The sequence below is a fragment of the Kitasatospora sp. NPDC096077 genome, assembly GCF_040303245.1.
Taxonomy (GTDB): Bacteria; Actinomycetota; Actinomycetes; order Streptomycetales; family Streptomycetaceae; genus Kitasatospora.
Genome location: NZ_JBEOSV010000063.1, coordinates 13,939 through 37,530 on the forward strand (window position 1 = coordinate 13,939; position 23,592 = coordinate 37,530).

A 23,592-nucleotide genomic window follows, 5' to 3' on the forward strand; every position below is an offset into this window, starting at 1 on the left:
CCCGCAGTCCCTGCCCGGAGGCCCACCTGTGCGCATTCTCCTGATCGCCACCGCGTTCAACAGCCTGACCCAGCGCGTCCACACCGAGCTGCGCGAGCGCGGCCACCAGGTCGCCGTCCAACTCGCCCTCGGCGACGAGCAGATGAGGGAGGCGGTGGCCCGGGTCGACCCGGAGCTGATCATCTGCCCGATGCTCACCAAGGCCGTCCCGGCGGACATCTGGTCCACCCGGACGGTGCTGATCGTCCACCCCGGCCCGAAGGGCGACCGCGGCCCCTCCTCGCTCGACTGGGCGATCACCGGGGGCGCCCGGCGCTGGGGCGTCACCGTGCTGCAGGCCGTCGAGGAGATGGACGCGGGCGACATCTGGGCGTCGGTCGAGTTCGCCGTCCCCGAGTGCGGCAAGAGCGAGCTGTACCGGGGCGAGGTCGCGGACGCCGCCGTCGAGGCCGTCCTGCTGGCCGTCCAGCGGTACGAGGGCGGGCTGTTCGTCCCCGAGCCGCTGGACCACGCCCGCCCGGACGTGTACGGCGAACTGCGGCCCTTCCTCCGCCAGGAGGCCCGCCGGATCGACTGGCAGCGGGACGACACCGCCACCGTGCTGCGGAAGTTGCGCGCCGCCGACTCCCAACCCGGCGTGCTGGACGAGCTGTTCGGCCGCGACTTCTTCCTGCACGGCGGTCACCCCGAGGACGAGCTGCGCGGCCCGGAGCCCGGCGCCGTGCTGGCCACCCGGGACGGCGCGATCTGCCGGGCCACCGTGGACGGCGCGGTCTGGATACCCCAGCTGCGCCCGCGCCGGACCCCCGGCGGGCCGGTCACCTTCAAGCTGCCGGCCGCGACGGCGCTCGCCGACGAGCTGCACCGGGTGCGCGAGGTGCCGGTGACGCCCGCGGCGGCGGCCGGTCGGAACACCTGGTCGGAGCTGCGCTACCGCGAGGAGGGCGAGGTCGGCTACCTCGAATTCGGCTACGCCGGCGGGGCGATGGGCACCGAGCAGTGCCGTCGGCTGCTGGCCGCCTACCGGGCGGCGGTCCAACGGCCCACCTCGGTGCTGGTGCTGGGCGCGCCCCGGGACTTCTACTCCAACGGGATCCACCTCAACGTCATCGAGGGCGCGGCCTTCCCGGCGCTGGAGTCCTGGGAGAACATCAATGCGATGGACGACCTGGTCGAGGCGGTCCTGACCACCGGCGACAAGCTGACCGTCGCCGCGCTGGCCGGGAACGCGGCGGCCGGCGGCCTGATGCTGGCGCTGGCCGCCGACGAGGTGTGGTGCCGGGACTCGGCGGTGCTCAACCCGCACTACCGGCTGATGGGCCTGTACGGCTCCGAGTACTGGACGTACACCCTGCCGGCCCGGGTCGGCGCCGAGCAGGCCGAGCGGCTCACCACCGAGGCGCTGCCGGTCGGGGCCGAACACGCCCGCCGGATCGGTCTGGTGGACCGCGCGTTCGGCGGGGACGCGGCGGAGTTCCGCCGCTGGGTGGTCCGGGAGGCCGCCGGGCTGGCCGCCTCGCCGGAGCTCACCGGGCGGCTGGTGGACAAGAAGCGCCGCCGGGCCGTGGACGAGGAGGCCAAGCCGCTGGCCGCGTACCGGGCGGAGGAACTGCGCCGGATGCACGCCAACTTCTACCGGGCCGGCGAGCCGTACCACGGGCTGCGGCGGGACTTCGTGCGCAAGGTCTGCCCGGTGGCGACGCCGGCCCACCTGACCGGGCTGCTCGGCCGGCCCTGAGGCTTTCAGGGAGTGCGTGCGGACGTCCGGCCGGGGTGGGGGACCCGGCCCCGGGGGGCGGTGGGACCGCGGCCCGGGCGCCGCGGCGGCGGGGCGCGCCCCGCGCGGGGCGCCGCGGCGCGCGGGCTGCGCCCGCGGCCGCCGCCCCCCCCCCCCCCCGGGCGCCCCGGCCGCCCGGGGGGCGGCCGGGGGGGGGGGGGGGCGCCCGGGGGGGGGGGGGGCCCCCGCCCGCACGTCGGTCTTTCTCCGCGGCCCGGACTCAGCGCCGGGTGGCCGCGCCGATCGTCGGGCGCCGCCGCTGCGGGGGGACGCGCGGCGGCCGGGGTGCCAGCGGGGCCGCCGGGCCGACCAGCAACGGTTGGCTGCTGGGCTTGCTGGGCGAGACGGCGAAGGCCAGCGAGCCGAAGAACACGTAGCAGCCCAGTCCGACCCCGAGCGGGAAGATGAACTGCAGCGCCATCACGCCGCCCTGGGTGGAGTGCGAGAAGTCCAGCCGGACCGACAGCGCGGCCATGCCGGTGTAGTGCATCGCGCAGACCGCCACGCCCATCACCGGCGCGGCCGCCAGGACGGCGAGGGTGCCCCGGATGTTCAGTGCGGCCCAGAGCGCGGCGGTGGCCGCGAACACCGCGATGGCGACCGACAGCCCCACCGTGGTGCGGTCGTAGTCGAGGTGGCCGGGCAGCACCATCGCGGCCATGCCCAGGTAGTGCATCGCGGCGACGCCGAGGCCGGTGGTCAGTCCGCCGACCAGCAGCGCCAGCACGGGCCGACTGCGCCAGTACCCGACGGTGAACAGTCCGACGCCGACCACGGCGACGGCGACCAGCAGGCTGAGCACGGTCAGCAGCGGCTGATAGCTGATCTCGACGCCGGTGACGGAGAAGCCGAGCATCGCGATGAAGTGCATGGACCAGATGCCGGCGCCGAGCGAGGTGGAGGCGAACAGCAGCCAGACGGCTCGGCTGCGGCCCCGGGAGACGAGTGCCCAGCGGGCGCTGCGGAGGGCGACGAAGGCGCCGAGGCAGGCGACGAAGTACGAGACCGCCGGTGTCACCCAGCCGTGGTCGGCATGATGGATCTCACCCAATTGAGCTCCCTGGACGAGGGGTTGAGGGCGCCAGGGCTCGGGCGGACGCGGCAGGCCGGGTCGCCGGGGAGAAGGTGGGGGAGGGGCACGGAACGGGTGCCATCGAGAGGAGACCTGGCGTGTGGTGCCCCTGACAACGGGGACAGTAACGACTGCCGGGCAGTCGCACAAGGTTCGTGTTTTTCGTGAACTCCCAGGTCAGCGTGGACCTTTACGTCGCCTGCAAGATCTTGGCACCAAGCCCTGACACCGCCTGCGCAGGACCCCCGGGGGTCTCACTGGCCGATGGCCTGCTCCAGCGGGGCGAGCCCGAAGGGGTGGCCGGCCGGGTCGATCAGCACCCGGAGTGTGCGGCCGTGCTGGTAGCCGGGCTCGGTCGCGCCGAGCGCCAGCGCCTTCGCGGTGGACTCCTCCAGGTCGTCCACGTAGAAGTCGAGGTGGAAGTGCTTGCTGCCGTCCGGCTCGGTCCACGGCTCCGGCCGGTAGCCGCTGACCCGTCCGAAGCCCAGCGGGCTGCCGCCCTCCGGGTTGTCCAGGATCGCGAAGCGCTCGTCCACGTGCCGGGTCTCCCAGCCCAGCAGCTCGCCGTAGAAGGCGGCCAGTGCCACCGGGTCGGCGCAGTCGATGGTGACCATGGCGAGCCGGGCGAAGCCGGAGTCGTCCTGCGGGTCCGGCGCGGACCCGGCGGTCTGCGGCGACGGCGCGGACGGCGCGGCCGGTGCGGACGGCACGGACGGTGCGGCCGGCGCGGGAGCTTCGGAAGCGAGGTCGGACATGTCTGGTCGGCCCTTCCGGGAGGTGGGAGCGGTTCCGGGAGGTGGGAACGATCACCCCTCACCAATATGGCACCGGGCCGATCCTCCGGCACGGCGGGAACCCGTTTTTCTTTAGCGAGGGTAATGACGTAAGCTAAAGAGATGCCCGAGATGTCCGAGCAGGACCTCGCAGCGATCTCACAGCTGCGGTCGTCCACCATGCGCCTCTCCCGACGACTCAAACACCAGCGGGTGGAGGAGTCGTTGAGTCCCACCGAGATGGGAGTGCTGGGCACCCTCGCCCGGTGCGGAAAGGCGACACCGGGTGAGCTCGCCCGGAAGGAGCACGTGCAGCCCCCCTCGATGACCAGGATCGTCGCGATGCTGGAGGAGAAGGGGCTGGTGCGGCGGGAGCCGCACCCCGAGGACCGCCGCCAGGTGGTCGTCAGCAGCACCGAGCAGGCCGAGACGATCCTCGCGGAGAGTCGTCGGCGCCGAAACGCCTGGCTCGCCGAGCTCGCCCAAGGGCTCGACGACGACGAGTGGGCCGCCCTCCGGGAGGCCGCACCCGTGCTCTACAAGCTCGCACACCTCTAGGCACACCCACTCCGGCGAGCCGCCGGAAGAAGAAGGAGCACCGCATCACCGCAGGACCGATTACCGAAACCAGGAGCGCGACGGCCACCGCCAGGGCCGTCGCGCCGCGAGGGGAGACCACCGTGACACCGCCGGCCGCAGCCAGCGCCGCCGCCCGTACCGACGACCAGACCACCGACCCCGCCGCGGACACCGCGGCCGCCGACGCCCAGGCCCCCGCCCCCAGCGGACTGCCGGGCAACGGCGACGACGACCCCGACGAACGCACCGCGGCGGACCCCGCCGCTCAGCGCCGAACCCCTTCGGCCGCGTCCCCCACCGGTTCGGCCGCATCGCCGACCGGAGCCGAATTCACCAGGCCCCGGGGGATGTTCTCCTCCCTGCGCGTTCGCAACTACCGCTACTACTTCGCCGGCCAGGTGGTGTCCAACACCGGTACCTGGATGCAGCGGATCGCCCAGGACTGGCTGGTGCTCAGCCTCACCGGCAGCCCGCTCGCGGTCGGCATCACCACCGCCATGCAGTTCCTGCCGATGCTGCTGCTCGGCCTGTTCGGCGGCGTGCTCGCCGACCGGATGCCCAAGCGCCGGCTGCTGGTCTACACCCAGGGCGCGATGGGCCTGCTCGCGGCCGGACTGGCCGTGCTGACCATCGGCGACGTGGTGACGCCGTACTACGTGTACGCCTTCGCCCTGCTGCTCGGCCTGGTCACCGTGGTGGACAACCCGACCCGGCAGGCCTTCGTCTCCGAGATGGTCGGCCCGAAGGACCTCGCCAACGCGGTCAGCCTGAACGCCGCCAACTTCCAGACCGCCCGGCTGGTCGGCCCCGCCGTCGCGGGCCTGCTGATCGCCGCGGTCGGCAGCGGCTGGGCGTTCGCCGTCAACGCGCTGTCCTTCGCCGCCGTGATCGGCGGACTGCTCGCGATGCGCGAGTCCGAACTGCGCCCGACCGAGCCGATCGCCCGGGAGAAGGGCCAGCTGCGCGAGGGCCTGCGGTACGTGAAGGAGCGGCCCGAGCTGCTCTGGCCGATGGTGCTGGCCGGTTTCATCGGCACCTTCGGGTTCAACTTCCCGACCCTGCTGTCGGGTTTCGCGTACGACACCTTCAAGGTGGGCGCCGGGCAGTACGGCCTGCTGAACACCGCGATGGCGGTCGGCTCGCTGGCCGGCGCGCTGCTCGCCGCCCGCCGGGGCGCGCCCCGGCTGCGCCGACTGGTCGGCGCGGCACTGGCCTTCGGCACGCTGGAGGTGGTCGCGGCCTTCGCGCCCGACTACTGGACCTTCGCGCTGCTGCTGATGCTGATCGGGGTGTTCGGGCTGAGCTTCAACACCTCGGTCAACTCGATGCTGCAGCTGTCCACCGACCCCGAGATGCGCGGTCGGGTGATGGGCCTGCTGGTGCTGGTCTTCACCGGCGGCACGCCGATCGGCGCCCCGATCGTGGGCTGGGTGACCGCCTCGTACGGGCCCCGGCTGGGCCTGCTGGCCTGCGGGCTGGTGTCCGCGCTGGCGGCCGCCGCGGTCGGCCTGGTGCTGGCCCGCAGCGCGGACCTGCGGGTGCGCTTCGACCTGCACCCGGGCCGCGGCGGGCGGGTGGTGGCCGTCGTGCCGCGCGTCGCCGTGCCGCGCAAGTCCGAGCTGGCCGCCGCCTGCTGACGGAACGTCAGAACGCCCCGGAGGCCTTCCCCGGGGCGTTGCGGCGTGCTGTCAGAGGCGGATCTCCAGCACCTGGCCGGGCCACATGCCGGAGGGCTGCTCGGCCTCGAAGGTCTCGGTCTCGGTGAAGCCGAGCGCCCGGTACTGGCCGACCAGCTTGCGGTCGTTGCCGGCGTAGCAGTCCACCCGCAGCAGGTCGAGGCCGCGGTGGCGGGTCTCCTCGATCGCGTCGGCGATCAGCGCGGCGCCGATGCCGGAACCCTTGCGGGTGCGGTCGGTGACCAGGAGGCGGACGTAGAGCTCGGGTTCCTTCGACGGCGGGACGAACCTGCCGCGGTTCTCGGCCAGGACGCAGCAGCCGATCGTACGGCCTTCCTCGTCCACGGCCAGGCGGACCAGGAAGGGGTCCTCGGTGTACGAGGTGACCTGGTCGACCCGGGCCTGGTTGGTGCTGAACGGCTCGTCGCCCCACTGCCCGGTGCGCTCCTGGCCGGCCAGCCAGGAGATGGCGCCGTCGAGCAGGGACAGGATGTCGGAAGCGTCCGAAGGGCCCCCGTTGCGGATCTTCATGGAAAACCGTTCTACACCGTGCCGTCCGGCGAGGGAAGATCTGATCATGAGACTGTTCGTCGCGGTGCTGCCGCCGGTCGAGGCGCTCCAGGGGCTCTCCGACGCCGTCGCCCCGGTGCGCGGGCTGCCCGGGGCGGACCGGCTGCGCTGGACCGCCGTCGAGGGCTGGCACCTGACCCTGGCCTTCCTCGGCGAGGTGCCGGCCGAACGGCTGCCGGAACTGGAGGCCGCCCTGGCCGCCGTCGCGGCCGTCCACCCGGTGCACCGGTTGCGGATCGCGGGCTCCGGCCGGTTCGGGGACCGGGTGCTCTGGGCCGGGGTCGAGGGGCAGACCCGGGCGATCCGCCGGCTCGCGGAGGCGGTGGCCGAGGCCACCGCCGGGTTCACCGGGGAGTCGATCGGGGGGTCCGCCGGGAAGGGCGACGCCTTCGCCTTCCACCCGCACCTCACGCTGGCCCGGGCCGGCTCCTCGCGCGGGCACCGGCGGGCCGCCCAGCGGGTCGCGGCGGCCGAGCTGGACGGGCTGGCGGCGGCGCTGGCGCCGTACCGGGGGCCGGAGTGGACGGCCGCCGGGCTGCACCTGGTGCGCAGCGACCTGAGCGGGGGCTTCGCCCACTACGAGTCGCTGCGCTCCTGGGCGCTGGCCGACCGGGGCTGAGGGCCTGGATCCGAGAGCCTGGAGCCGTGGGCCTGGAGCCGTGGGCCTGGAGCCGAGGGCCTGGGATTCGTGTCGGGGTGAGCCGGGGGTACGCTCGATGACCGTGGATCCCAAGACTCGAATGCGCATCGTCTCCGGCACCCTGGTGCTGCTGCTGGTCGTCGTGCTGATCAGCTCCCTGGTCGGCAAGTAGCCCCGGCCCGGGCCCGCCGGCCCGCGGCCCCCAGCCCCCCGGAACGGCGAGAGGGCCACCGCCCGCAGGCGGTGGCCCTCAGCCGTGCTCGGGACCCGTCAGAGCTGCTCGACCACGTAGTCGATGCAGTGGGTGAGCGCCTCGACGTCCGCCGGGTCGATCGCCGGGAACATCGCGACGCGCAGCTGGTTGCGGCCCAGCTTGCGGTACGGCTCGGTGTCCACGATGCCGTTGGCACGCAGTGCCTTGGCGACCGCGGCGGCGTCCACCGACTCGTCGAAGTCGATGGTGCCGACCACCTGGGAGCGCTCGGCCGGGTTCGCCACGAACGGGTTGGCGAAGGAGGACTTCTCGGCCCAGGTGTACAGCCGGGACGAGGAGTCGGCCGTACGGGCGACGGCCCAGTCCAGCCCGCCGTTGCCGTTGATCCACTCCAGCTGGTCGGCCAGCAGGAACAGGGTGGCGAGCGACGGGGTGTTGTACGTCTGGTCCTTCGACGAGTTGTCGATGGCCGTCGGCAGAGAGAAGAACGGCGGGATGTAGCGGCCGGAGGCGGCGATCTCGGCGGCGCGCTCCAGGGCGGCCGGGGAGAAGGTGGCCAGCCACAGGCCGCCCTCGGAGGCGAAGGACTTCTGCGGGGCGAAGTAGTAGACGTCGGTCTCGGTGATGTCGACCGGCAGACCGCCGGCGCCCGAGGTGGCGTCCACCAGCACCAGCGAGCCCTGGTCCGCGCCGGCCGGGCGGGCGATCGGCATCGCGACGCCGGTCGAGGTCTCGTTGTGGGTGAGGCCGTAGACGTCCACGCCGGCCTCGGCGACCGGCAGCGGGTGGGTGCCCGGGGCGGCCTTGATCACCGTCGGCTCGGCCAGCCACGGGGCGGCCTTGACCGAGGAGGCGAACTTCGAGGAGAACTCGCCGAAGTCCAGGTGCTGGGACTTCTCCCGCACCAGGCCGAAGGCGGCGATGTCCCAGAAGGCGGTGGAGCCGCCGTTGCCGAGGACGACTTCGTAGCCCTCCGGCAGCGAGAACAGGCTGCTCACGCCCTCGCGCACGCGCTTGACCAGGTTCTTGACCGGGGCCTGGCGGTGCGAGGTGCCGAGCAGGGAGGTCTGGGTGGCGGCGAGGGCACTCAGGGCCTCGGGGCGCACCTTGGACGGTCCGCAGCCGAAACGGCCGTCTGCGGGCTTGATGTCAGCGGGGATCTGGATCTGAGCCACGCGCGCAGCCTACTGGCTGGGGGGCCGTCCGGGGTACGGTCGTCCGCCCGCTGAGATTGTGATCTCGACTGCTCATCGGTGCGGGCCGGCGGGCCCGGCCGGAGCCGGACCCGCTGGTCAGAGGCGGTGTCGGGGGCTCCGGCCGTCGGCCTCGGTGCGCTCAGTGCGCGATGGCGTCCCAGCCCTCGATCTCCTCGGGGCGGCGCGGGCCGGGGCCCGTGTAGCGCGCGGAGGGGCGCACGAGGCGACCGGTGCGCTTCTGCTCCAGGATGTGCGCCGACCAGCCCGCCGTGCGCGCGCAGGTGAACATCGAGGTGAACATGTGCGCGGGGACCTCGGCGAAGTCCAGCATGATCGCGGCCCAGAACTCGACGTTGGTGGCGAGCACCCGGTCGGGGCGGCGGTTGTGCAGCTCCTCCAGCGCGGCCTTCTCCAGCGCCTCGGCGACCTCGAAGCGCGGGGCGCCGAGCTCCTTGGCGGTGCGGCGCAGCACCCGGGCGCGCGGGTCCTCGGCGCGGTAGACGCGGTGGCCGAAGCCCATCAGGCGCTCGCCCTTGTCCAGCGCGTTCTTGACCCAGGCGGTGGCGTCGCCGGTGCGCTCGATCTCCTCGATCATGCCGAGCACGCGCGAGGGGGCGCCGCCGTGCAGCGGGCCGGACATCGCGCCGACCGCGCCGGAGAGCGCGGCCGCGACGTCGGCGCCGGTGGAGGCGATGACCCGGGCGGTGAAGGTGGAGGCGTTCATGCCGTGCTCGGCGGCCGAGGTCCAGTAGGCGTCGACGGCCTTGACGTGCTTCGGGTCCGGCTCGCCGCGCCAGCGGATCATGAACCGCTCGACGACCGTCTCGGCCTTGTCGATCTCGCTCTGCGGGACCATCGGCAGGCCCTGGCCGCGGGCGGACTGGGCGACGTAGGACAGCGCCATGACGGCGGCCCGGGCCAGGTCGTCGCGGGCCTGCTCGGCGGAGATGTCGAGCAGCGGCTTGAGGCCCCAGACCGGGGCGAGCATGGCGAGCGCGGACTGGACGTCGACCCGGATGTCGCCGGAGTGCACCGGGATCGGGAAGGGCTCGGCGGCCGGCAGGCCGGGGTTGAACTTGCCGTCCACGAGCAGGCCCCACACGTGGCCGAAGGAGACGTTGCCGACCAGGTCGTCGATGTCGACACCGCGGTACCGCAGGGCGCCGCCTTCCCGGTCGGGCTCGGCGATCTCGCTCTCGAACGCGACGACTCCCTCAAGCCCGGGTACGAAATCGGACATGCGACGGCTCCTTCAGTTCTGCGATCGGTGCTCCGCCGTGGTGGGGCGGCGCTCCAGTGACCGAATCGTGGTTGGCACTCGGTGCCAGAGTGACAGGCACGGGGTGCATTGCGCCATACACCACCGCGGTGATGTTTCCGGTGGGGCCGGTTGACTTCCCGCCGGGGGTCGGTCGTGCCCCGGGCACTCCCGGAACCAAACGCCCGGTTCCGGACAATTCCCCGTACGGCGGGCGGCCAAGCGGTGGCGAGTCACCATATCTCCGGCCGGGGTTTGTCCGGAGGTAGCGGTGCCGGTTGCTTGTCGTACGGGATGATGTTGGCGTGCAGACCCCGGAACGCGCCCACTCGACGCCCCTGAGCCCCGCCACCCGGTCCCCGGCCGACGCGGCCCGACCCGGTCCGGACCTCGCCGTGATGCGCAAGCAGTACCGTCACGAGGGCCTGGCCGAGGAGCGGCTCGCGCCCGAGCCGATCGGCCAGTTCGCCCGCTGGTTCCACGAGGCGGACGACGCCGGGGTGGTGGAGCCCAACGCCATGGTGCTCTCCACCGCCGACGACCGGGGCCGGCCCAGCTCGCGCACAGTCCTGCTCAAGGGGTACGACCTCCGCGGCTTCGTCTTCTTCACCAACTACGGCTCCCGCAAGGGCTCCGAGCTCGCCGTCAACCCGTACGCCGGGCTGCTCTTCCCGTGGGTCGCGCTGGCCCGCCAGGTGATCGTCGAGGGCCGGGTCGAGAAGGTCGGCCGGGACGAGACCGCCGCCTACTTCCGCACCCGCCCGCACGGCTCCCAACTCGGCGCCTGGGCCAGCGAGCAGTCCAGCCCGGTCGACAGCCGGGCCGTCCTCGAACAGCGCTACGCCGATCTGGAGCGCCGCTACCCGGAGGGCGAGGGTGTGCCCGTCCCGCCGTTCTGGGGCGGCTACCGGGTGATCCCGGAGCGCGTCGAGTTCTGGCAGGGGCGCGAGAACCGGCTGCACGACCGGCTCCGCTACCTCGCCGACCCGGCGAGCCCGACGGGGTGGCGGGTGGAGCGGCTCTGCCCGTGACGGGCGGGCGGGGCGCGACGCCACGGCACACCTGACGGACCGTCACGTTTTGTGTAGAATGTGCGCGCCGCGCCTGGGTCGATGTTTCTCCGGGCGGCTTCCGGCTGTGCCGGCACGATCGAGTGAGGGACTGATGAGCGTCACCGGTGCGGAAACCGCTGCTGGACTCGGCTCTGACCTGGTCGACGTCACCGCCCTGCCGCTCGACGAACTCGACGCCCTGCCGGACACCGTGCTCGGCGACCTGCTGCGCCGGGTCGTGGCGGACGCCCTGACGCCCGGAGCCGAGCCGCTCGCGGCCTTCCAGTCGGCACTCGAACTCCGCTGACCCCGCTGACCGTCGGCTAAACCATCCGGCCCGGCCGGATTACCCAACTCGCCGCCCCCCTGGTGCAGTTCACGACATGCTGGGTATGAGAACAGCGCCGTCGCGGCATCGTCAGGGTCGGGGGAAACAGGTGAGTGAGCGGGATCAGCAGCGGCCGTACTTCTTCTTCAGCTACGCGCGTCGGGACTTCGAGGCGGAGGACGCCTTCGTCGACCAGTTCTTCAACGACCTGCGGGACGAGCTCGGGCGCATCCTCGGGCCGGCCGTCCACGCGGACGAACTCGCCTTCCGGGACACCGAACGGCTGCGCCTGGGCGACGAATGGGCCGACAAGCTGGCCCAGATGCTCGGCCGCAGCCGGACCATGGTCGCGCTCTACTCGCCGGCCTACTTCGCCAGCGTGTACTGCGGCAAGGAGTGGACGGCCTTCCGCGGCCGGGTCCGGCGCCACCACGAGGAGACCGCGGAACAGGTCGCCGCGCTGATCCCGGTGCTCTGGGAGCCGGTCGCGCCCGCGGAGCTCGTCCCCGAGGTCACCAGGATCCAGTGGGCCCAGCCGGACATGGGCGACGCCTACGCCCGGCACGGCCTGCGCGCCCTGCTGCGCACCGCCCAGCAGGACGCCTACCGGCAGGTCGTCCGGGTGGTCGCCGGACGGATCCGGGACGCGGCGGTGCGCCGGCTCGCCGAACTGCCCGAGTTCGACCTCGACGCCGTCCGCGGCTACTTCCCCGGGCCGGCCGCGCCGGCACCCGCCGCCGAGCCCGGCATGGTGCGGCTGTTCATCGCGGCCGGCCGGGCCGCCGAGGCGGCCGCCGAGGGCGGCTCGTACGCGGGCGGCTGGTACGGCGCCAAGCCCTGGCACTGGGCGCCGTTCTACCCGCCGGCCCAGCCCTCGCTGGCCTCCCGCGCCCAGCGGGTGATCACCAACGCCGGGCACACCACCACGCTGGAGGAGATCGGCGCCGGGCTCGGCGAGAAGCTCGACCAGGCCCGGGAGGACAGCCAGGTCAGCGTCCTGCTGGTGGACCCGTGGGCGGCCGGGCATGAGCGCTACCGGGACGCGCTGCGCGAGTACGACGACCAGAACCACCCGGTCACCGGTGTGATGGTGCCGATCGGCGGCGGCGACCCGGACGGGGAGCGCGAAGCGCCGTGGGTCGGCGTGCGGGGCGTGTTCCGCCGCAACTGGTTGCGTCGGCGCGACCCGGAGCACTTGTTCCGGGTGAAAGTGAGCCAGGAGAGCTTCGACAGTGATCTCGCCATCATGGTGACGGTTGCTCAGAACAAGCTCATGGACGACAACTTGGATTGGGGGGACGATGGCGGCGACGCCTTCGGCTTCGGCCCGGGAGGCGGCCGGGACATGCCCGGTCTGGCCATCCCGGCCGGCCCGCCCAGCCCCTCCGGTCCGCCGCGGAGCCCGTCCGCGCACCGCGATCCGGAACCGACGGCGAAGGACCTGCCCGGCCAGCGCCCGGGCAGCCACGACGGCTCTGTCCCGCTGAGGGGAGACGGACGATGAGCACTGAGCCCGTGACGGAGCCGGGGCGCGGCGGACCGGGTTCGGTCGTCACGTTCTACTCGTTCAAGGGCGGCACCGGCCGCACCATGGCGCTCGCCAACGTCGGCTGGATCCTGGCCAGTCGGGGCCTGCGCGTCCTGGTGGTCGACTGGGACCTGGAGGCGCCGGGCCTGCACCGCTACTACCACCCGCTGCTGGTCGACCCCGAACTGCACTCCACCGACGGCCTGATCGACATGCTGCGCTCCTACGTCAAACAGGCACTGCCCTCCGCCGCCGGGCCCACCGGACGGCCCCCGGCCGCCTGGCTGGACGAACCCGGGCGGCTGGACGGCTACATCTGCGGCCTCGCCCTCGACCTGCCGGCCGGCGGACGGCTCGACTTCCTGCCCGCCGGGCGGCAGAACGCCGCCTACGCGGCCGCCGTCACCAGCTTCAACTGGCGCAGCTTCTACCACGGCCGGGACATCCGCGGCGGCGAGTTCCTGCGCGAGCTGCGCGAACGCTGGGCCCGCAGCTACGACTACGTGCTCATCGACAGCCGTACCGGCGTCAGCGACACCTCCGGCATCTGCACCGTGCTGATGCCGGACACCGTGGTCGACTGCTTCACCTTCAGCGCCCAGAACATCCGCGGCGGCGTCGACGCCGCCAAGGCCATCGCCGAGGCCGAGGAACGGGCCATCCGGGTCCTGCCGGTGCCGATGCGGGTCGAGGACGCCGAACAGGAACGCCTGGAGGCCGGACGGGACTTCGCCCGCGACGCCTTCGCCCCCTACCTCGGCCGCTGGCTGCCCGGCGACCGCCGGGCCGCCTACTGGGCCGACGTCGAGGTGCCGTACAAGCCCTTCTACGCCTACGAGGAGGTGCCCGCCACCGTCGCCGACCGCCCGCAGGAGGCCCGCAGCCTGCTCAACGCCTTCGAGCGGCTGGCCGAGTGGATCACCGACGGGCGGGTCCGCTCGCTGCGCCCGCTCGGCTCCGAGGCCCGCCGCCGGCTGTACGGCGCCTACCTGCGCTCGGCCCGGGCGGTGCCCCGCCAGGTCTTCGTCAGCTACGCGCCCGAGGACCGGATGTGGGCCGAGTGGGCGGCCGCCACCCTCACCCGCTTCGGCTACCAGTCCTCGCTGCACAACGCCGCCGAGCCGCACGGCGGCCAGCGGCCGCCGGAGGTGGCCGGACCGCTCGAAGGCCAGGGCCGGGTGCTCGCGCTGCTCTCGCCCGAGTACACCGCGCTGCCCCGGGCCGGCGAGGTCTGGCAGCTCCTCCAGGGCCGCGAACTCCCCTCCGGCTCCTCGGCGTTGGTCGCCCTGCGGCTGCAGGACTCGGACGAGCCGGTGCCCCGGCCGTTCATCGGCCAGGCGGTGCCCGACCTGATCCGCGCCTCCGCCACCGGAGCCGAGGCCCAGCTCTACGGCGAACTCGGCCCGCCGCCCGGCAGCAACCGCCAGTTCGACACCGACAGCGGCGAGTTCATCGCCCCGGCGCGGTTCCCCGGCACCGCCCCGCAGGTCCAGGACGCGCCCTCGCGCAACGCCGCCTTCATCGGCCGCGGCAAGCTGCTGGAACTGCTCCGCAACCGCTTCACCGGCGGCCCCACCGCCGTGCTCAGCCAGGTCCTGTACGGCTTCGGCGGAGCCGGCAAGTCCCAGATCGCCGCCGAGTACGCGCACCGCTTCAAGTCCGCCTACGACGTGATCTGGTGGGTGCCCGCCGAGGAGCCCGCCAACATCCCGCAGAAGCTCGCCGAACTCGCCCCCCGGCTCGGCGTGCCGACCAGCGACGACGTCGCCCACACCGCCGCGGCCGTGCTGGACGCGCTGCGCCGCGGCCACCCGTACCGCCGCTGGCTGCTGGTCTTCGACAACGCCGGCACCCCCGAGGAGCTCGCCCCCTGGCAGCCCGGCGGCTCCTCCGGCGGGCACGTGCTGATCACCTCCCGCAACCAGGGCTGGGCCCGGCACGCCGGCCTGGTCGAGGTCGACGTCTTCCTGCGGGAGGAGTCCGTGCGACTGCTGCGCCGCTTCAACGGCGGCCTCTCCGCGGAGGACGCCGACCAGGTCGCCTACCGGCTCGGCGACCTCCCGCTCGCCGTCGGCCAGGCCGCCGTCTGGCTGCAGGAGACGTCGATGCCGATCGCCACCTACCTCGAACTGCTCGACGGGGAGCTCACCGAGATGCTGGAGCGCACCCGGCTGCGCCCCGCCGAGTACCCGCACTCCGCCGCCGCCACCTGGCGCATCTCGGTCGAGGAACTGCGCCGGATGAACGCCCCGGCCGCCCAGATCCTGGAGATCTGCGCCTTCTTCGGCCCGGACGCCATCCCGATGAAGCTGCTCTACAGCCGGGCCGTCACCCGGGCCCTGCGGCTGCCCCCGCGCGCGCCGCGCGACAAGCTGGCGATCGGCGAGTTCCTGCGCGCCATCAACCGGTTCGGGCTGGCCCGCACCGACCAGGGCAGCGAGACCATCACCGTGCACCGGCTGGTCCAGGCCGTGCTCCGGGACCAGGTCGAGGAGGAGCGGCAGGACGAACTGCGCGGCGTCGTGCACGCGGCGCTGGCCACCGCCAACCCCGGCGACCCCGACATCCCGGCCAACTGGTCCGAGTACGCCGAACTCCTGCCCCACCTCTGGCCGTCCGGCGCGGTCGACAGCGCCGACGAGGACGTCCGGCAGTGGATCATCGACTCGGTGCGCTACCAGTGGAAGCGCAGCCTGCACGAGTCCGGCCGGGAACTGGCCGAGCGGACCCTGGAGCACTGGCGCGAGGACGGCTTCGGCGGACCCGACTTCGACGTCGACAACGACGCCCAGACGCTGATGCTGCGCACCCAGCTGAGCAACATCCGCCGCTCCCAGGGCGCCCTCCAGGAGGCGTACGAGATGGACCGGGACATCCTGGACCGGTTCACCGCCACCCTGGGCCCGGAGCATTCGCACACCCTCGCCGTCGCCAACAGCCTCGGCGCCGACCTGCGTTTCCTCGGCCGCTACGACGAGGCCCGGGCGCTCGACCGCAGGACCCTGGACGCGGCCCGGCGCACCCTCGGGCCGGACCACCCGCGCACCCTGATGATCACCAACAACCTGGCCGTCTCCGACTACCTGGCCGGCGACCGCTACGCCGCGCTGGAACGCCACCGCAGCAACTACCTCCAGCAGCGCGAGGCCCTCGGCGCGCACAGCCTGTACGCGCTGTCCTCCGCCTCCAACTACGCCCGCGACCTGCGCGAGACCGGCCGGCTGCGGGAGGCGCTGGACCTGCTGGAGGAGACCGTCCGGATCTACCAGCAGACCATCGGCGACAACCACACCGACACCCTTCGCGCGCGCAAGAACCTCGCCGTGGCGCTGCGCCGGGCCGGGCGCTACCACGAGGCGCTGGAGATCGACGAGGACATCTACCAGCGCTACCTGGACATCAACGGCCCCGAGCACCCGGACACCCTGGCCGCCGCCACCAACCTGGCCAGCGACTACACCGCGCTCGGCGACACCGACCGGGCCATCCCGCTGGCCGAGCGGGCGCTCGCCCGCTACCGCGAGTACCTCGGCGAGAACCACCCGGTCACCCTCGCCGGTGCCAACAACCTCTCGGTCTACCTGCGGCTGGCCGGCCGGCTCGCCGAGGCGCGGGAGCTGTCCGCGCGCACGCTGGCGCAGTTCCGGACGGTCCTCGGCGCGCACCACCTCTACATCCCGATCGCGATGATGAACCACGCGAACGACCTGGCGCTGGCCGGTGAGCTCCGGTCCGCGCTCGCCCTGGAACAGGAGGCGGCGCCGCTGATGACCGAGGCGCTCGGCCCGGACCACTACGACTCGATCGGCATCAACTCCAACCTGTCGCTGTCGCTGTCGGCGCTCGGCGAGACCGAACGGGGCGCCGCGCTGCGGGCCGACTGCATCCGGCGGGCCCGGATCACCCTGGGGGAGGAGCACCCGACCACGGTGGCGGTGAAGGCGGGCACCCGGTTGGACTCGGACGTGGAGCCTCCGCACGTGTGACGGGCGGTCGGCGATCGGGTCCGGCGGTGTTAGGTTCTCGCGCATGGTGCCGTTCCGGCAGTTCCTGCTGAAGATCCACAGCCGCTGCAACCTGGCCTGCGACTACTGCTACATGTACGAGGGCGCCGACCAGAGTTGGCGCGACCGGCCGCGGCGGATGGAACCGGCGACCGTCCGTCGCACCGCCCGGCGGATCGCCGAGCACGTGGCCGCGCAGGGGCTCGACGAGGTCTCGGTGGTGCTGCACGGCGGGGAGCCGCTGCTCGTCGGAGCGGACCATCTGGACTTCCTGCTGGCCGAGTTGGCGGGGTCCGCGCCGCGGGTGCGGTTCAGCCTGCAGACCAACGGGCTGCGGCTGCTGGACGAACCCGCGCTGCTCGACGTGCTGCACCGGCACCGGGTCGGGGTGGCGGTCTCGCTGGACGGCACCCCGGCCGACCACGACCGGCACCGGCGGCTGCCCACCGGCGCGGGCAGCTGGGAGCGGACCGCGGCGGCGGTGCGGCTGCTCGGCTCGGATCCGCACCGGGAGCTGTTCGCGGGACTGCTGTGCGTGGTCGACCTGGCGGCCGACCCGGTCGCCACTTATGAGGCGCTGCTGGACTTCGCCCCGCCCCGGCTCGACCTGCTGCTGCCGCACGCCACCTGGCGGGAGCAGCCGGCCGGGGTGCGGCGCGCACTGCCGGTCGGACCGCCGTCCCACCGGGAGGCGGCGCCGTACGGGGAGTGGCTGATCGCCGCCTTCGACCGCTGGTACGACGCGCCGTACCGGGAGACCGGGGTGCGGCTGTTCGAGGAGCTGTCCGTGCTGCTGCTCGGCGGGCGGGCGGCCAGCGAGGCGGTCGGGCTGGCGCCGGTGGACCTGGTGGTGGTCGAGGCGGACGGCACGATCGAGCAGGCCGACAGCCTCAAGGTGGCCTACCAGGGGGCCGCCGGGACGGGGCTGGACGTGTGGCGGCACGGCTTCGCGGAGGCGGCCGCGCACCCGGCGTTCCGGGCGCGCCAGCGCGGCCTGGCCGGGCTCGGGCCGGTGTGCGCGGCCTGTCCGCTGGTGCGGGTCTGCGGGGGCGGGCTGTACGCCCACCGCTGGGCGGGGGACGGGCCCGGCGGGGGGTTCGGCCACCCGTCGGTGTACTGCGCGGACATCGACCGGCTGATCCGGCACATCGCGGCGCGGCTGCGGGCCGGGGTGGCGGAGCTGGCCGGGGCCGGACGGCGGCGGTAGGCAGGGGGCCGTGGGGGGCGTGCGGGTCGGGACTCACCCGTTCGGGGCATCCACGGGTCCGGACCGGCTGAGCGGGCGCCGGGTGGGGAGACACTGCGGGCGGACCGGACGGATCGGTGACGGGTACGGGCGAGGCGGTCGGCGGGTCGGCGATCGGGTGTTCGGCCAGCCACGGCCAGCCACGGCCAGCCACGGCCAGCCACGGCCAGCCACGGCCAGCCACGGGAATCCAGGAGAATCCAGGAGAGGACGGATCGGTGACGGGTACGGGCGAGGCGGTGGCGGCCGGGGTACCGGGCGCGCGCGGGTCCGCGGCGGCCGGGCGGGCCGCCGACGGGCTGCCGCGGCACGCGTTGGACCGGGCGACCTTCCGGGCGATCGCGGGTGCGCGCGGCGGTCCGGAGGCCGTGCGACTGCTGCGCGCGGGGCAGCTGAGCAAGCGGGCGCTGCTGCTGCTGGCGTTGCGCCGGGCGGCGCCGCGGGACGAGGACTACCGGGCGGCGTACGGCCAGGTGTGCGCGCTCCAACGGACCGACCGGTCACGCTGGGAAGAGGTGCTGCTGCGACCGGAGTTGGACGCCTGGGCGGCGGACCGGCTGCGGGCGCTGTCGCTCGGTGAGGAGGTGCCGCCGGACGGGCTGGGCGCGTTCCTGCGGGCGGAGCCCTCGCCCGTCCTGGAGCTGGAGTGCGGCGGGCTGCGCTGGACGCCGCTGGTCGACCACCTCGGCCCGCGCCGGGTGGACTACGGACGTCCCCCGGTCGGACCGCTTTCCGATGGTGAACTGTGCGCGTGGGAACGGAGGTTGGCGGAAGCTTGGGAGATCCTGGTGCGCCGTCACCGGCAGCACGCGGAGGCGGTGGCGGCCTGCGTCGCCGTGCTGGTGCCGCTGCGCCCGGCCCCCGGCGGGGAGGCGGTCAGCGCCGCCGCCCGACGGGCCTACGGGGCGGTGGCGACCTCGCTGCCCGCCGATCCGGTGCTGCTTGCGCTGGCCCTGGTGCACGAGTTCCTGCACGTTCAACTCGGCGCCCTGCTGGACCTGGTGCCGCTGCACCGGCCCAACGGCCCGGCGGTCTACCACGCCCCCTGGCGCCCCGATCCGCGCCCGGCCGGGGCGCTGCTCCAGGGGACGTACGCGCACCTGGGCGTGGCGTCCTTCTGGTGTGCCGAGGCGGCCGCCGGGGTGGGTGAACGGGCGCGTGCGGAACGGGAGTTCGCCCGCTGGCGGGCGCACACCCTGGCGGCCGCCAAGACCCTGCTGGAGTGCGGCGAACTCACCGACGACGGACGGGAGTTCACCGAGGAGCTGGTTCGGGCCGGGCGGGCACTGGGCGGTTGAGGCGAGGAGGCCGGACGGCCCGGGCCCGCGGTTCGGGGCGGCGTTCGGGCGGTGGGCCCGGGCGCCCGGCGCGTGGTCGGAGCGCGGCCGGCGCGCATCCGTGCGGGAGGGGACGGCCGGGTCGAACGCTCGCTCCGGTCAACGCGTTTCGGCGCGCGCAACGGCTCAGTGCGCGACCGCTGAACGGGTGAATTCTCAGGCTTTCGCGCGCCGTGGTACAGCGTCGAGTGGCTGGGCAGACCAACTTGAGGGGGCAAGGTGCCGCGCGGAGTCCTCGCGGGCACTACATTGGTCGCAACCGGGTGGCCTACCCGCACTCGGCAGGTCCTAACCGCGCCTAAGGAAACGAATATGACTCCGGTAACCAGCATCAGGCCGGCCGGCAACCTCACTGACACTCAGGAGACGCCGGAACGCCCCTCCCTCGCCGAGCTCGCCGCCCTGGGTGCGGAGGAACTCGCCGCCCGGCTGCAGCGCGCCCTCCCCGGTGCGGAATCCGGCCTCGTGCCGGTCGCGGCCTTCAACTCCTCGATCTGACAGCTCCGGACGACCGAAACGGAACCCAGGCCGAGCTGAACCTGCCACACCCATGATGACGCGAATTCCGGTGCCCCTGACGCAATTCGTCGTCAAGATGCACAGTCGGTGCGATCTCGCCTGCGACCACTGCTACGTCTACGAGCACGCGGACAGCAGCTGGCGCTCCCGCCCCAAGGTCATCGGGGACGGGATCCTGGCCAAGGCCGCCGAGCGGATCGGCGAGCATGCGATCGCCCACCGGCTGTCCGCCGTCCGGGTCGTCCTGCACGGGGGAGAACCCCTGCTCGCCGGCCCGGACCGGTTGCGCCGCGCAGCCGAAGCGCTCCGGGCCGCCCTCCCGCCCGGCTGCGCCCTCGACCTGCGCATCCACACCAACGGCGTCCTGCTCAGCGAGGCCTTCTGCGAGCTGTTCGCGGAGGTCGGCGTCAAGGTCGGCATCTCGCTGGACGGCGACAAGGCCGCCAACGACCGCCACCGGCGCTTCGCCGACGGGCGCAGCAGCCACCCCCAGGTGCTGCGGGCCGTCGGGCTGCTGAACCGCCCCGAGTACCGGCACCTGTTCGCCGGGCTGCTGTGCACCATCGACATCGAGAACGACCCGGTGGCCGTCTACCGTGCGCTGGTCGAACTCAGGCCCCCTGCCGTGGACTTCCTGCTGCCGCACGCCACCTGGGAGGAGCCGCCGAAGCGGCTGCCGGGTGATGCCGCGCAGACGCCGTACGCGGACTGGCTGCTCACCGTCCACAGGCTGTGGGAAACGGACCGGCGGCCGTTCGCGGTGCGCACCTTCGAGTCCGTGCACCGGACCGTGCGCGGGCTCTCCAGCCTCACCGAGTCGCTCGGACTGGAGCCCTCGGACCTCGCGGTGCTGGAGACGGACGGGACCTTCGAGCAGGCGGACAGCCTGAAGACCGCGTACGACGGTGCGCCCGTCACCGGCATGAACGTTTTCGCGCACAGCATCGACGACCTCGCCCGGCACCCGGGCATCGCCGCCCGGCAGTCCGGACTCGCCGGGCTGAGCGCGACCTGCCGGGCCTGCCCGGTGGTCCGGGCCTGCGGGGGTGGGCTGTACGCCCACCGCTACCGGGCGGACAACGCCTTCGACAATCCCTCCGTCTACTGCGGGGACCTCATGACGCTCATCAACGGCATTGCGGGCAGCGGCGGTTCGGCTCCCGGCGCGGCTCGCGGCGCGGCTTCGGCCGCCGCTTCGCCTTCGGCCTCGGCTTCCGGGTCGGGCCCGGTGCCGGCCCAGGGTGGCGGGTCACCGCTGTCCGCCCCGGTCGCCGCGGTCGCCCCGACGCGGCTCTCGTCGGCCCAACTCGACGAGCTGGCCCGGGGATACGGCGGCGCGGACACCGTCGCCGCGCTGTCCCGCGCCCAACTTGCGCTCACCCGGGCCATGTTGGCCGCCGCCTGGGATGCCTCAGGGCAGGGGCGGGCCGAGGCGTGGGAGTTGCTGTCGGAGCTGGACGTGGCCGCCCCCGCGGAGGTGGACGCGGTGCTGGGCCATCCGTACGCGCGGGCGTGGGCGGCGCGGCGGCTGGCCGGGGACCTGTCGGTGGGGCTGGGCCCGCTGGCGGCGCTGGCGGCCGCGGCGGCGGTGCGGGCCGGGCGGGGGGACGCCGTCCAGGTGCCGGCCCGGGGCGGCGGGCTGCACCTGCCGACGCTGGGGTGGGTCGAGGTCCCGGACGGCGAGGCGGTGGTGACCGGCCGGGCGGACGGGTTCGAGGTGCGGGCCTCCGACGGGTCGGTGCGCACGGCGCTGGACCGGCCGTTGCGGCGGGTCCGGCTGGCCGGGGGGTGGACGGTCGCGCTGGAGGACCTCGACCCGCTGCGGGACAGCCACGACCACCCGGTGGCCGGGCGGCTGCCGGAGGCCGAACTGCTGGCCTGGACGGGCGCGTTGCGGGAGGCCTGGGAGCTGCTCGGACGGGATCTGCCGCGGTACGCGGAGGGCCTGCGGGCCGGGCTGGGGACGGTCACGCCGTTGCGGCCCGGGCCTACCGGGCGGGACGTCAGTTCGGCCGCGCGGCAGGCGTACGGGGCGGTGGCCATCGCCCGGCCCGCGACGGCGCCGACGCTGGCGCTGCTGCTGGCGCACGAGTTCCAGCACGTGAAGCTCGGCGCGGTGCTGGACCTGTTCGACCTGTACGACCGGGCCGACGACCGGCTGTACTTCGCGCCCTGGCGGCCCGATCCGCGCCCGCTGGAGGGCCTGCTCCAGGGCACGTACGCGCACCTGGCGGTGACCGAGTACTGGGGCACCCGGACGGCCGCGTACGACGGTCTGGCGGGGGAGGCGGCGGACCGGGCGCGGGCGCAGTTCGCGCTCTGGCGGCAGTACACGGCGGAGGCGGTCGAGCGGCTGGCGGAGTCGGGGGCGCTGACCGGGCTTGGCGCACGGTTCGTGGAGGGTATGGGGGAGAGCGTCGCCCCCTGGCTGGCCGTTCCACTGCCGGCGGCGGCGGAGCGGGACGCCGGGCGGGCGCGGCAGGAGCGCCTGGCCACGGCCTGAACAGGAGGGTTCGAGATGGTCTCTGCGGCCGTACTCGCGGACCGGTTCCGTCGGTTGGGTGTCCGGGCGGGCATGGTGTTGCACGTCCAGGCGTCGCTGCGGGCGCTCGGGCCGGTCGAGGGCGGGGCGGCCGGGGTGGTCGACGTGCTGCTCGAACTCCTGGGCCCGGAAGGGACGTTGGCGGCTTACACGGCCACGCCCGAGAACTCCTCCACCTCGCGGATCTACCAGGCCGCGGTGGCCGGGATGTCGGCCGAGGAGGTGGCGGAGTACCGGGCGAGGATGCCGAGGTTCGACCCGGCCACCACCCCGGCCTCGCCCACCATGGGCGCACTCTCGGAGGCCGTCCGCACCCGGCTGGGCGCCCTGCGCAGCGGGCACCCGCAGACCTCCTGGGCGGCGGTCGGCCCGCTGGCGGGCGAGATCACCGCCCGGCACCCGCTCACCTCCCACCTGGGGCCGGACTCGCCGCTCGGGAAGCTGTACGAGCTGGACGCCCGGACGCTGATGCTCGGCGTGGAGATGGCCCGGTTCACGCCGTTCCACCTCGCGGACCTGCGGCAGCCGGACGTGCGGCTGCGGGACTACCGCTGCGTGGGGCCGGAGGGCTGGGTCGGCTTCCGGGCCCCGGACCTGGACGACCTGCACTTCGCCGGGCTGGGCGAGCGGGTGCTGGGCGCGGCCGCGGGGGTCGGGGTCGGGCGGATCGGGGGGGCGGAGTGCCGGTTGGTGCCGGTCCGGGAGGCCGTCGACCTCGCGGACGGGTTCCTGCGCGGCCGGGGCTGATCCCCGGCGCGGCCGGGGCTAATCTCCTGCGCGGCAAGGGCTGATCCCCGGAGCGGCAAGCGCTGAGCCCTGGCGCGCTCCCGGCTGAACCGGCGACTCCGGGGTGTCGTTGCCCCCGTCGCGCCGCCCGTCGGGCGACCATCGCGCCGAGTGGGCGCCGAGCGGCGCCCGGACGGGAGCGGTGCGGCATGCGGAAACTGATGATCAGTCAAGCACTGGTGGTGGCCGGACTGTTGGCGATGGGCACGGTTGCGGCTCTGCCGAGCGGTGCGGCGGCGGCCCGGCCCGGGGTGTTCGCGCCGAAGACCGACTACCCGGTGGGACACAATCCGCGCGGGGTGGCGACCGGTGACTTCACCGGCGGCGGCCGGACGGACCTGGTGGTGGCGAACGCCGGGGACGGGACGGTGTCGGTCCTGCTGAACGACGGCGCCGGCGGCTTCGCCCCGCAGCGGACCTTCCCGGCCGGGGCGGGCCCGACCTCGGTCGCGGTGGGCGACCTGCGCGGGATCGGGGTGCGGGACCTGGTGGTCG

18 protein-coding genes and 1 pseudogene are annotated in these 23,592 nt (G+C 74.0%); 14 read left to right on the forward strand and 5 right to left on the reverse strand.

Annotation, left to right across the window (positions count from 1 at the left end; all coding sequences use genetic code 11):
- The first annotated feature begins 28 nt into the window (after nucleotides 1-28).
- Nucleotides 29-1,738, forward strand: coding sequence for a hydrogenase maturation protein (locus tag ABTZ03_RS34730; protein ID WP_350517155.1), 1,710 nt, complete (start codon nucleotides 29-31; stop codon nucleotides 1,736-1,738).
- Between the two features lie 259 nt (nucleotides 1,739-1,997).
- Here the strand turns inward: ABTZ03_RS34730 and ABTZ03_RS34735 are convergent, their stop codons facing one another.
- Nucleotides 1,998-2,828, reverse strand: coding sequence for an MHYT domain-containing protein (locus ABTZ03_RS34735; protein WP_350517156.1), 831 nt, complete (start codon nucleotides 2,826-2,828; stop codon nucleotides 1,998-2,000).
- A gap of 275 nt (nucleotides 2,829-3,103) precedes the next feature.
- The gene (locus ABTZ03_RS34740; RefSeq protein ID WP_350517157.1) at nucleotides 3,104-3,604 is read right to left on the reverse strand and encodes a VOC family protein; all 501 of its coding nucleotides are present in this window, start codon (nucleotides 3,602-3,604) and stop codon (nucleotides 3,104-3,106) included.
- Between the two features lie 141 nt (nucleotides 3,605-3,745).
- Between ABTZ03_RS34740 and ABTZ03_RS34745 the strand changes: the two genes are divergently transcribed.
- Together ABTZ03_RS34745 and ABTZ03_RS34750 are read left to right on the forward strand one after the other, a co-directional pair.
- Complete coding sequence (locus ABTZ03_RS34745) at nucleotides 3,746-4,180, forward strand: MarR family winged helix-turn-helix transcriptional regulator (protein WP_350517158.1); 435 nt, start codon at nucleotides 3,746-3,748, stop codon at nucleotides 4,178-4,180.
- Nucleotides 4,181-4,302: 122 nt separating this feature from the next.
- The gene (locus tag ABTZ03_RS34750) at nucleotides 4,303-5,838 is read left to right on the forward strand and encodes an MFS transporter (RefSeq protein ID WP_350517159.1); all 1,536 of its coding nucleotides are present in this window, start codon (nucleotides 4,303-4,305) and stop codon (nucleotides 5,836-5,838) included.
- A 51-nt stretch (nucleotides 5,839-5,889) separates the two neighbouring features.
- On the opposite strand, the gene ABTZ03_RS34755 is transcribed toward ABTZ03_RS34750, so the two are convergent.
- A complete protein-coding gene (locus ABTZ03_RS34755; RefSeq protein ID WP_350517160.1) occupies nucleotides 5,890-6,408 on the reverse strand; it encodes a GNAT family N-acetyltransferase in 519 nt (172 codons plus the stop codon).
- 46 nt (nucleotides 6,409-6,454) lie between these two features.
- Between ABTZ03_RS34755 and thpR the strand changes: the two genes are divergently transcribed.
- On the forward strand, nucleotides 6,455-7,066 hold the full coding sequence (gene thpR / locus ABTZ03_RS34760; RefSeq protein WP_350517161.1) for an RNA 2',3'-cyclic phosphodiesterase: 612 nt from the start codon (nucleotides 6,455-6,457) through the stop codon (nucleotides 7,064-7,066).
- A 291-nt stretch (nucleotides 7,067-7,357) separates the two neighbouring features.
- Here the strand turns inward: thpR and serC are convergent, their stop codons facing one another.
- Entirely contained in the window at nucleotides 7,358-8,476 is a 1,119-nt protein-coding gene (serC, locus tag ABTZ03_RS34765; protein WP_350517162.1) for a phosphoserine transaminase, read from the reverse strand.
- Nucleotides 8,477-8,636: 160 nt separating this feature from the next.
- Nucleotides 8,637-9,737, reverse strand: coding sequence for a citrate synthase 2 (locus ABTZ03_RS34770; protein WP_350517163.1), 1,101 nt, complete (start codon nucleotides 9,735-9,737; stop codon nucleotides 8,637-8,639).
- A 416-nt stretch (nucleotides 9,738-10,153) separates the two neighbouring features.
- On the opposite strand from ABTZ03_RS34770, the gene pdxH reads away from it, so the two are divergent.
- The 10 genes and pseudogenes from pdxH to ABTZ03_RS34820 all read left to right on the forward strand — a co-directional run.
- Entirely contained in the window at nucleotides 10,154-10,786 is a 633-nt protein-coding gene (pdxH, locus tag ABTZ03_RS34775) for a pyridoxamine 5'-phosphate oxidase (protein ID WP_350517186.1), read from the forward strand.
- A gap of 133 nt (nucleotides 10,787-10,919) precedes the next feature.
- On the forward strand, nucleotides 10,920-11,114 hold the full coding sequence (gene fxsA, locus ABTZ03_RS34780) for an FxSxx-COOH cyclophane-containing RiPP peptide (protein WP_350517164.1): 195 nt from the start codon (nucleotides 10,920-10,922) through the stop codon (nucleotides 11,112-11,114).
- Between the two features lie 130 nt (nucleotides 11,115-11,244).
- Complete coding sequence (locus tag ABTZ03_RS34785; protein WP_350517165.1) at nucleotides 11,245-12,639, forward strand: TIR-like protein FxsC; 1,395 nt, start codon at nucleotides 11,245-11,247, stop codon at nucleotides 12,637-12,639.
- On the forward strand, nucleotides 12,636-16,649 hold the full coding sequence (fxsT, locus tag ABTZ03_RS34790; RefSeq protein WP_350517166.1) for an FxSxx-COOH system tetratricopeptide repeat protein: 4,014 nt from the start codon (nucleotides 12,636-12,638) through the stop codon (nucleotides 16,647-16,649). The genes ABTZ03_RS34785 and fxsT overlap by 4 nt, the downstream gene beginning before the upstream one ends.
- 43 nt (nucleotides 16,650-16,692) lie before the next feature.
- Nucleotides 16,693-17,874: an FxsB family cyclophane-forming radical SAM/SPASM peptide maturase gene (locus ABTZ03_RS34795; RefSeq protein ID WP_350517167.1), complete on the forward strand. Its 1,182-nt coding sequence runs from the start codon at nucleotides 16,693-16,695 to the stop codon at nucleotides 17,872-17,874.
- A 257-nt stretch (nucleotides 17,875-18,131) separates the two neighbouring features.
- Nucleotides 18,132-19,211, forward strand: coding sequence for an aKG-HExxH-type peptide beta-hydroxylase (locus ABTZ03_RS34800; protein ID WP_350517168.1), 1,080 nt, complete (start codon nucleotides 18,132-18,134; stop codon nucleotides 19,209-19,211).
- A 351-nt stretch (nucleotides 19,212-19,562) separates the two neighbouring features.
- Nucleotides 19,563-19,748 carry an FxSxx-COOH-like cyclophane-containing RiPP peptide gene (locus ABTZ03_RS34805; protein WP_350517169.1) on the forward strand — a complete coding sequence of 62 codons (186 nt, stop codon included), beginning with the start codon at nucleotides 19,563-19,565 and terminating at the stop codon, nucleotides 19,746-19,748.
- A gap of 55 nt (nucleotides 19,749-19,803) precedes the next feature.
- Nucleotides 19,804-22,272 carry an FxsB family cyclophane-forming radical SAM/SPASM peptide maturase gene (locus tag ABTZ03_RS34810; protein ID WP_350517187.1) on the forward strand — a complete coding sequence of 823 codons (2,469 nt, stop codon included), beginning with the start codon at nucleotides 19,804-19,806 and terminating at the stop codon, nucleotides 22,270-22,272.
- Between the two features lie 15 nt (nucleotides 22,273-22,287).
- On the forward strand, nucleotides 22,288-23,058 hold the full coding sequence (locus ABTZ03_RS34815; protein ID WP_350517170.1) for an AAC(3) family N-acetyltransferase: 771 nt from the start codon (nucleotides 22,288-22,290) through the stop codon (nucleotides 23,056-23,058).
- Between the two features lie 239 nt (nucleotides 23,059-23,297).
- Nucleotides 23,298-23,531, forward strand: a pseudogene (locus tag ABTZ03_RS34820) (hypothetical protein); the annotation flags it as partial.
- Between the last annotated feature and the right edge of the window lie 61 nt (nucleotides 23,532-23,592).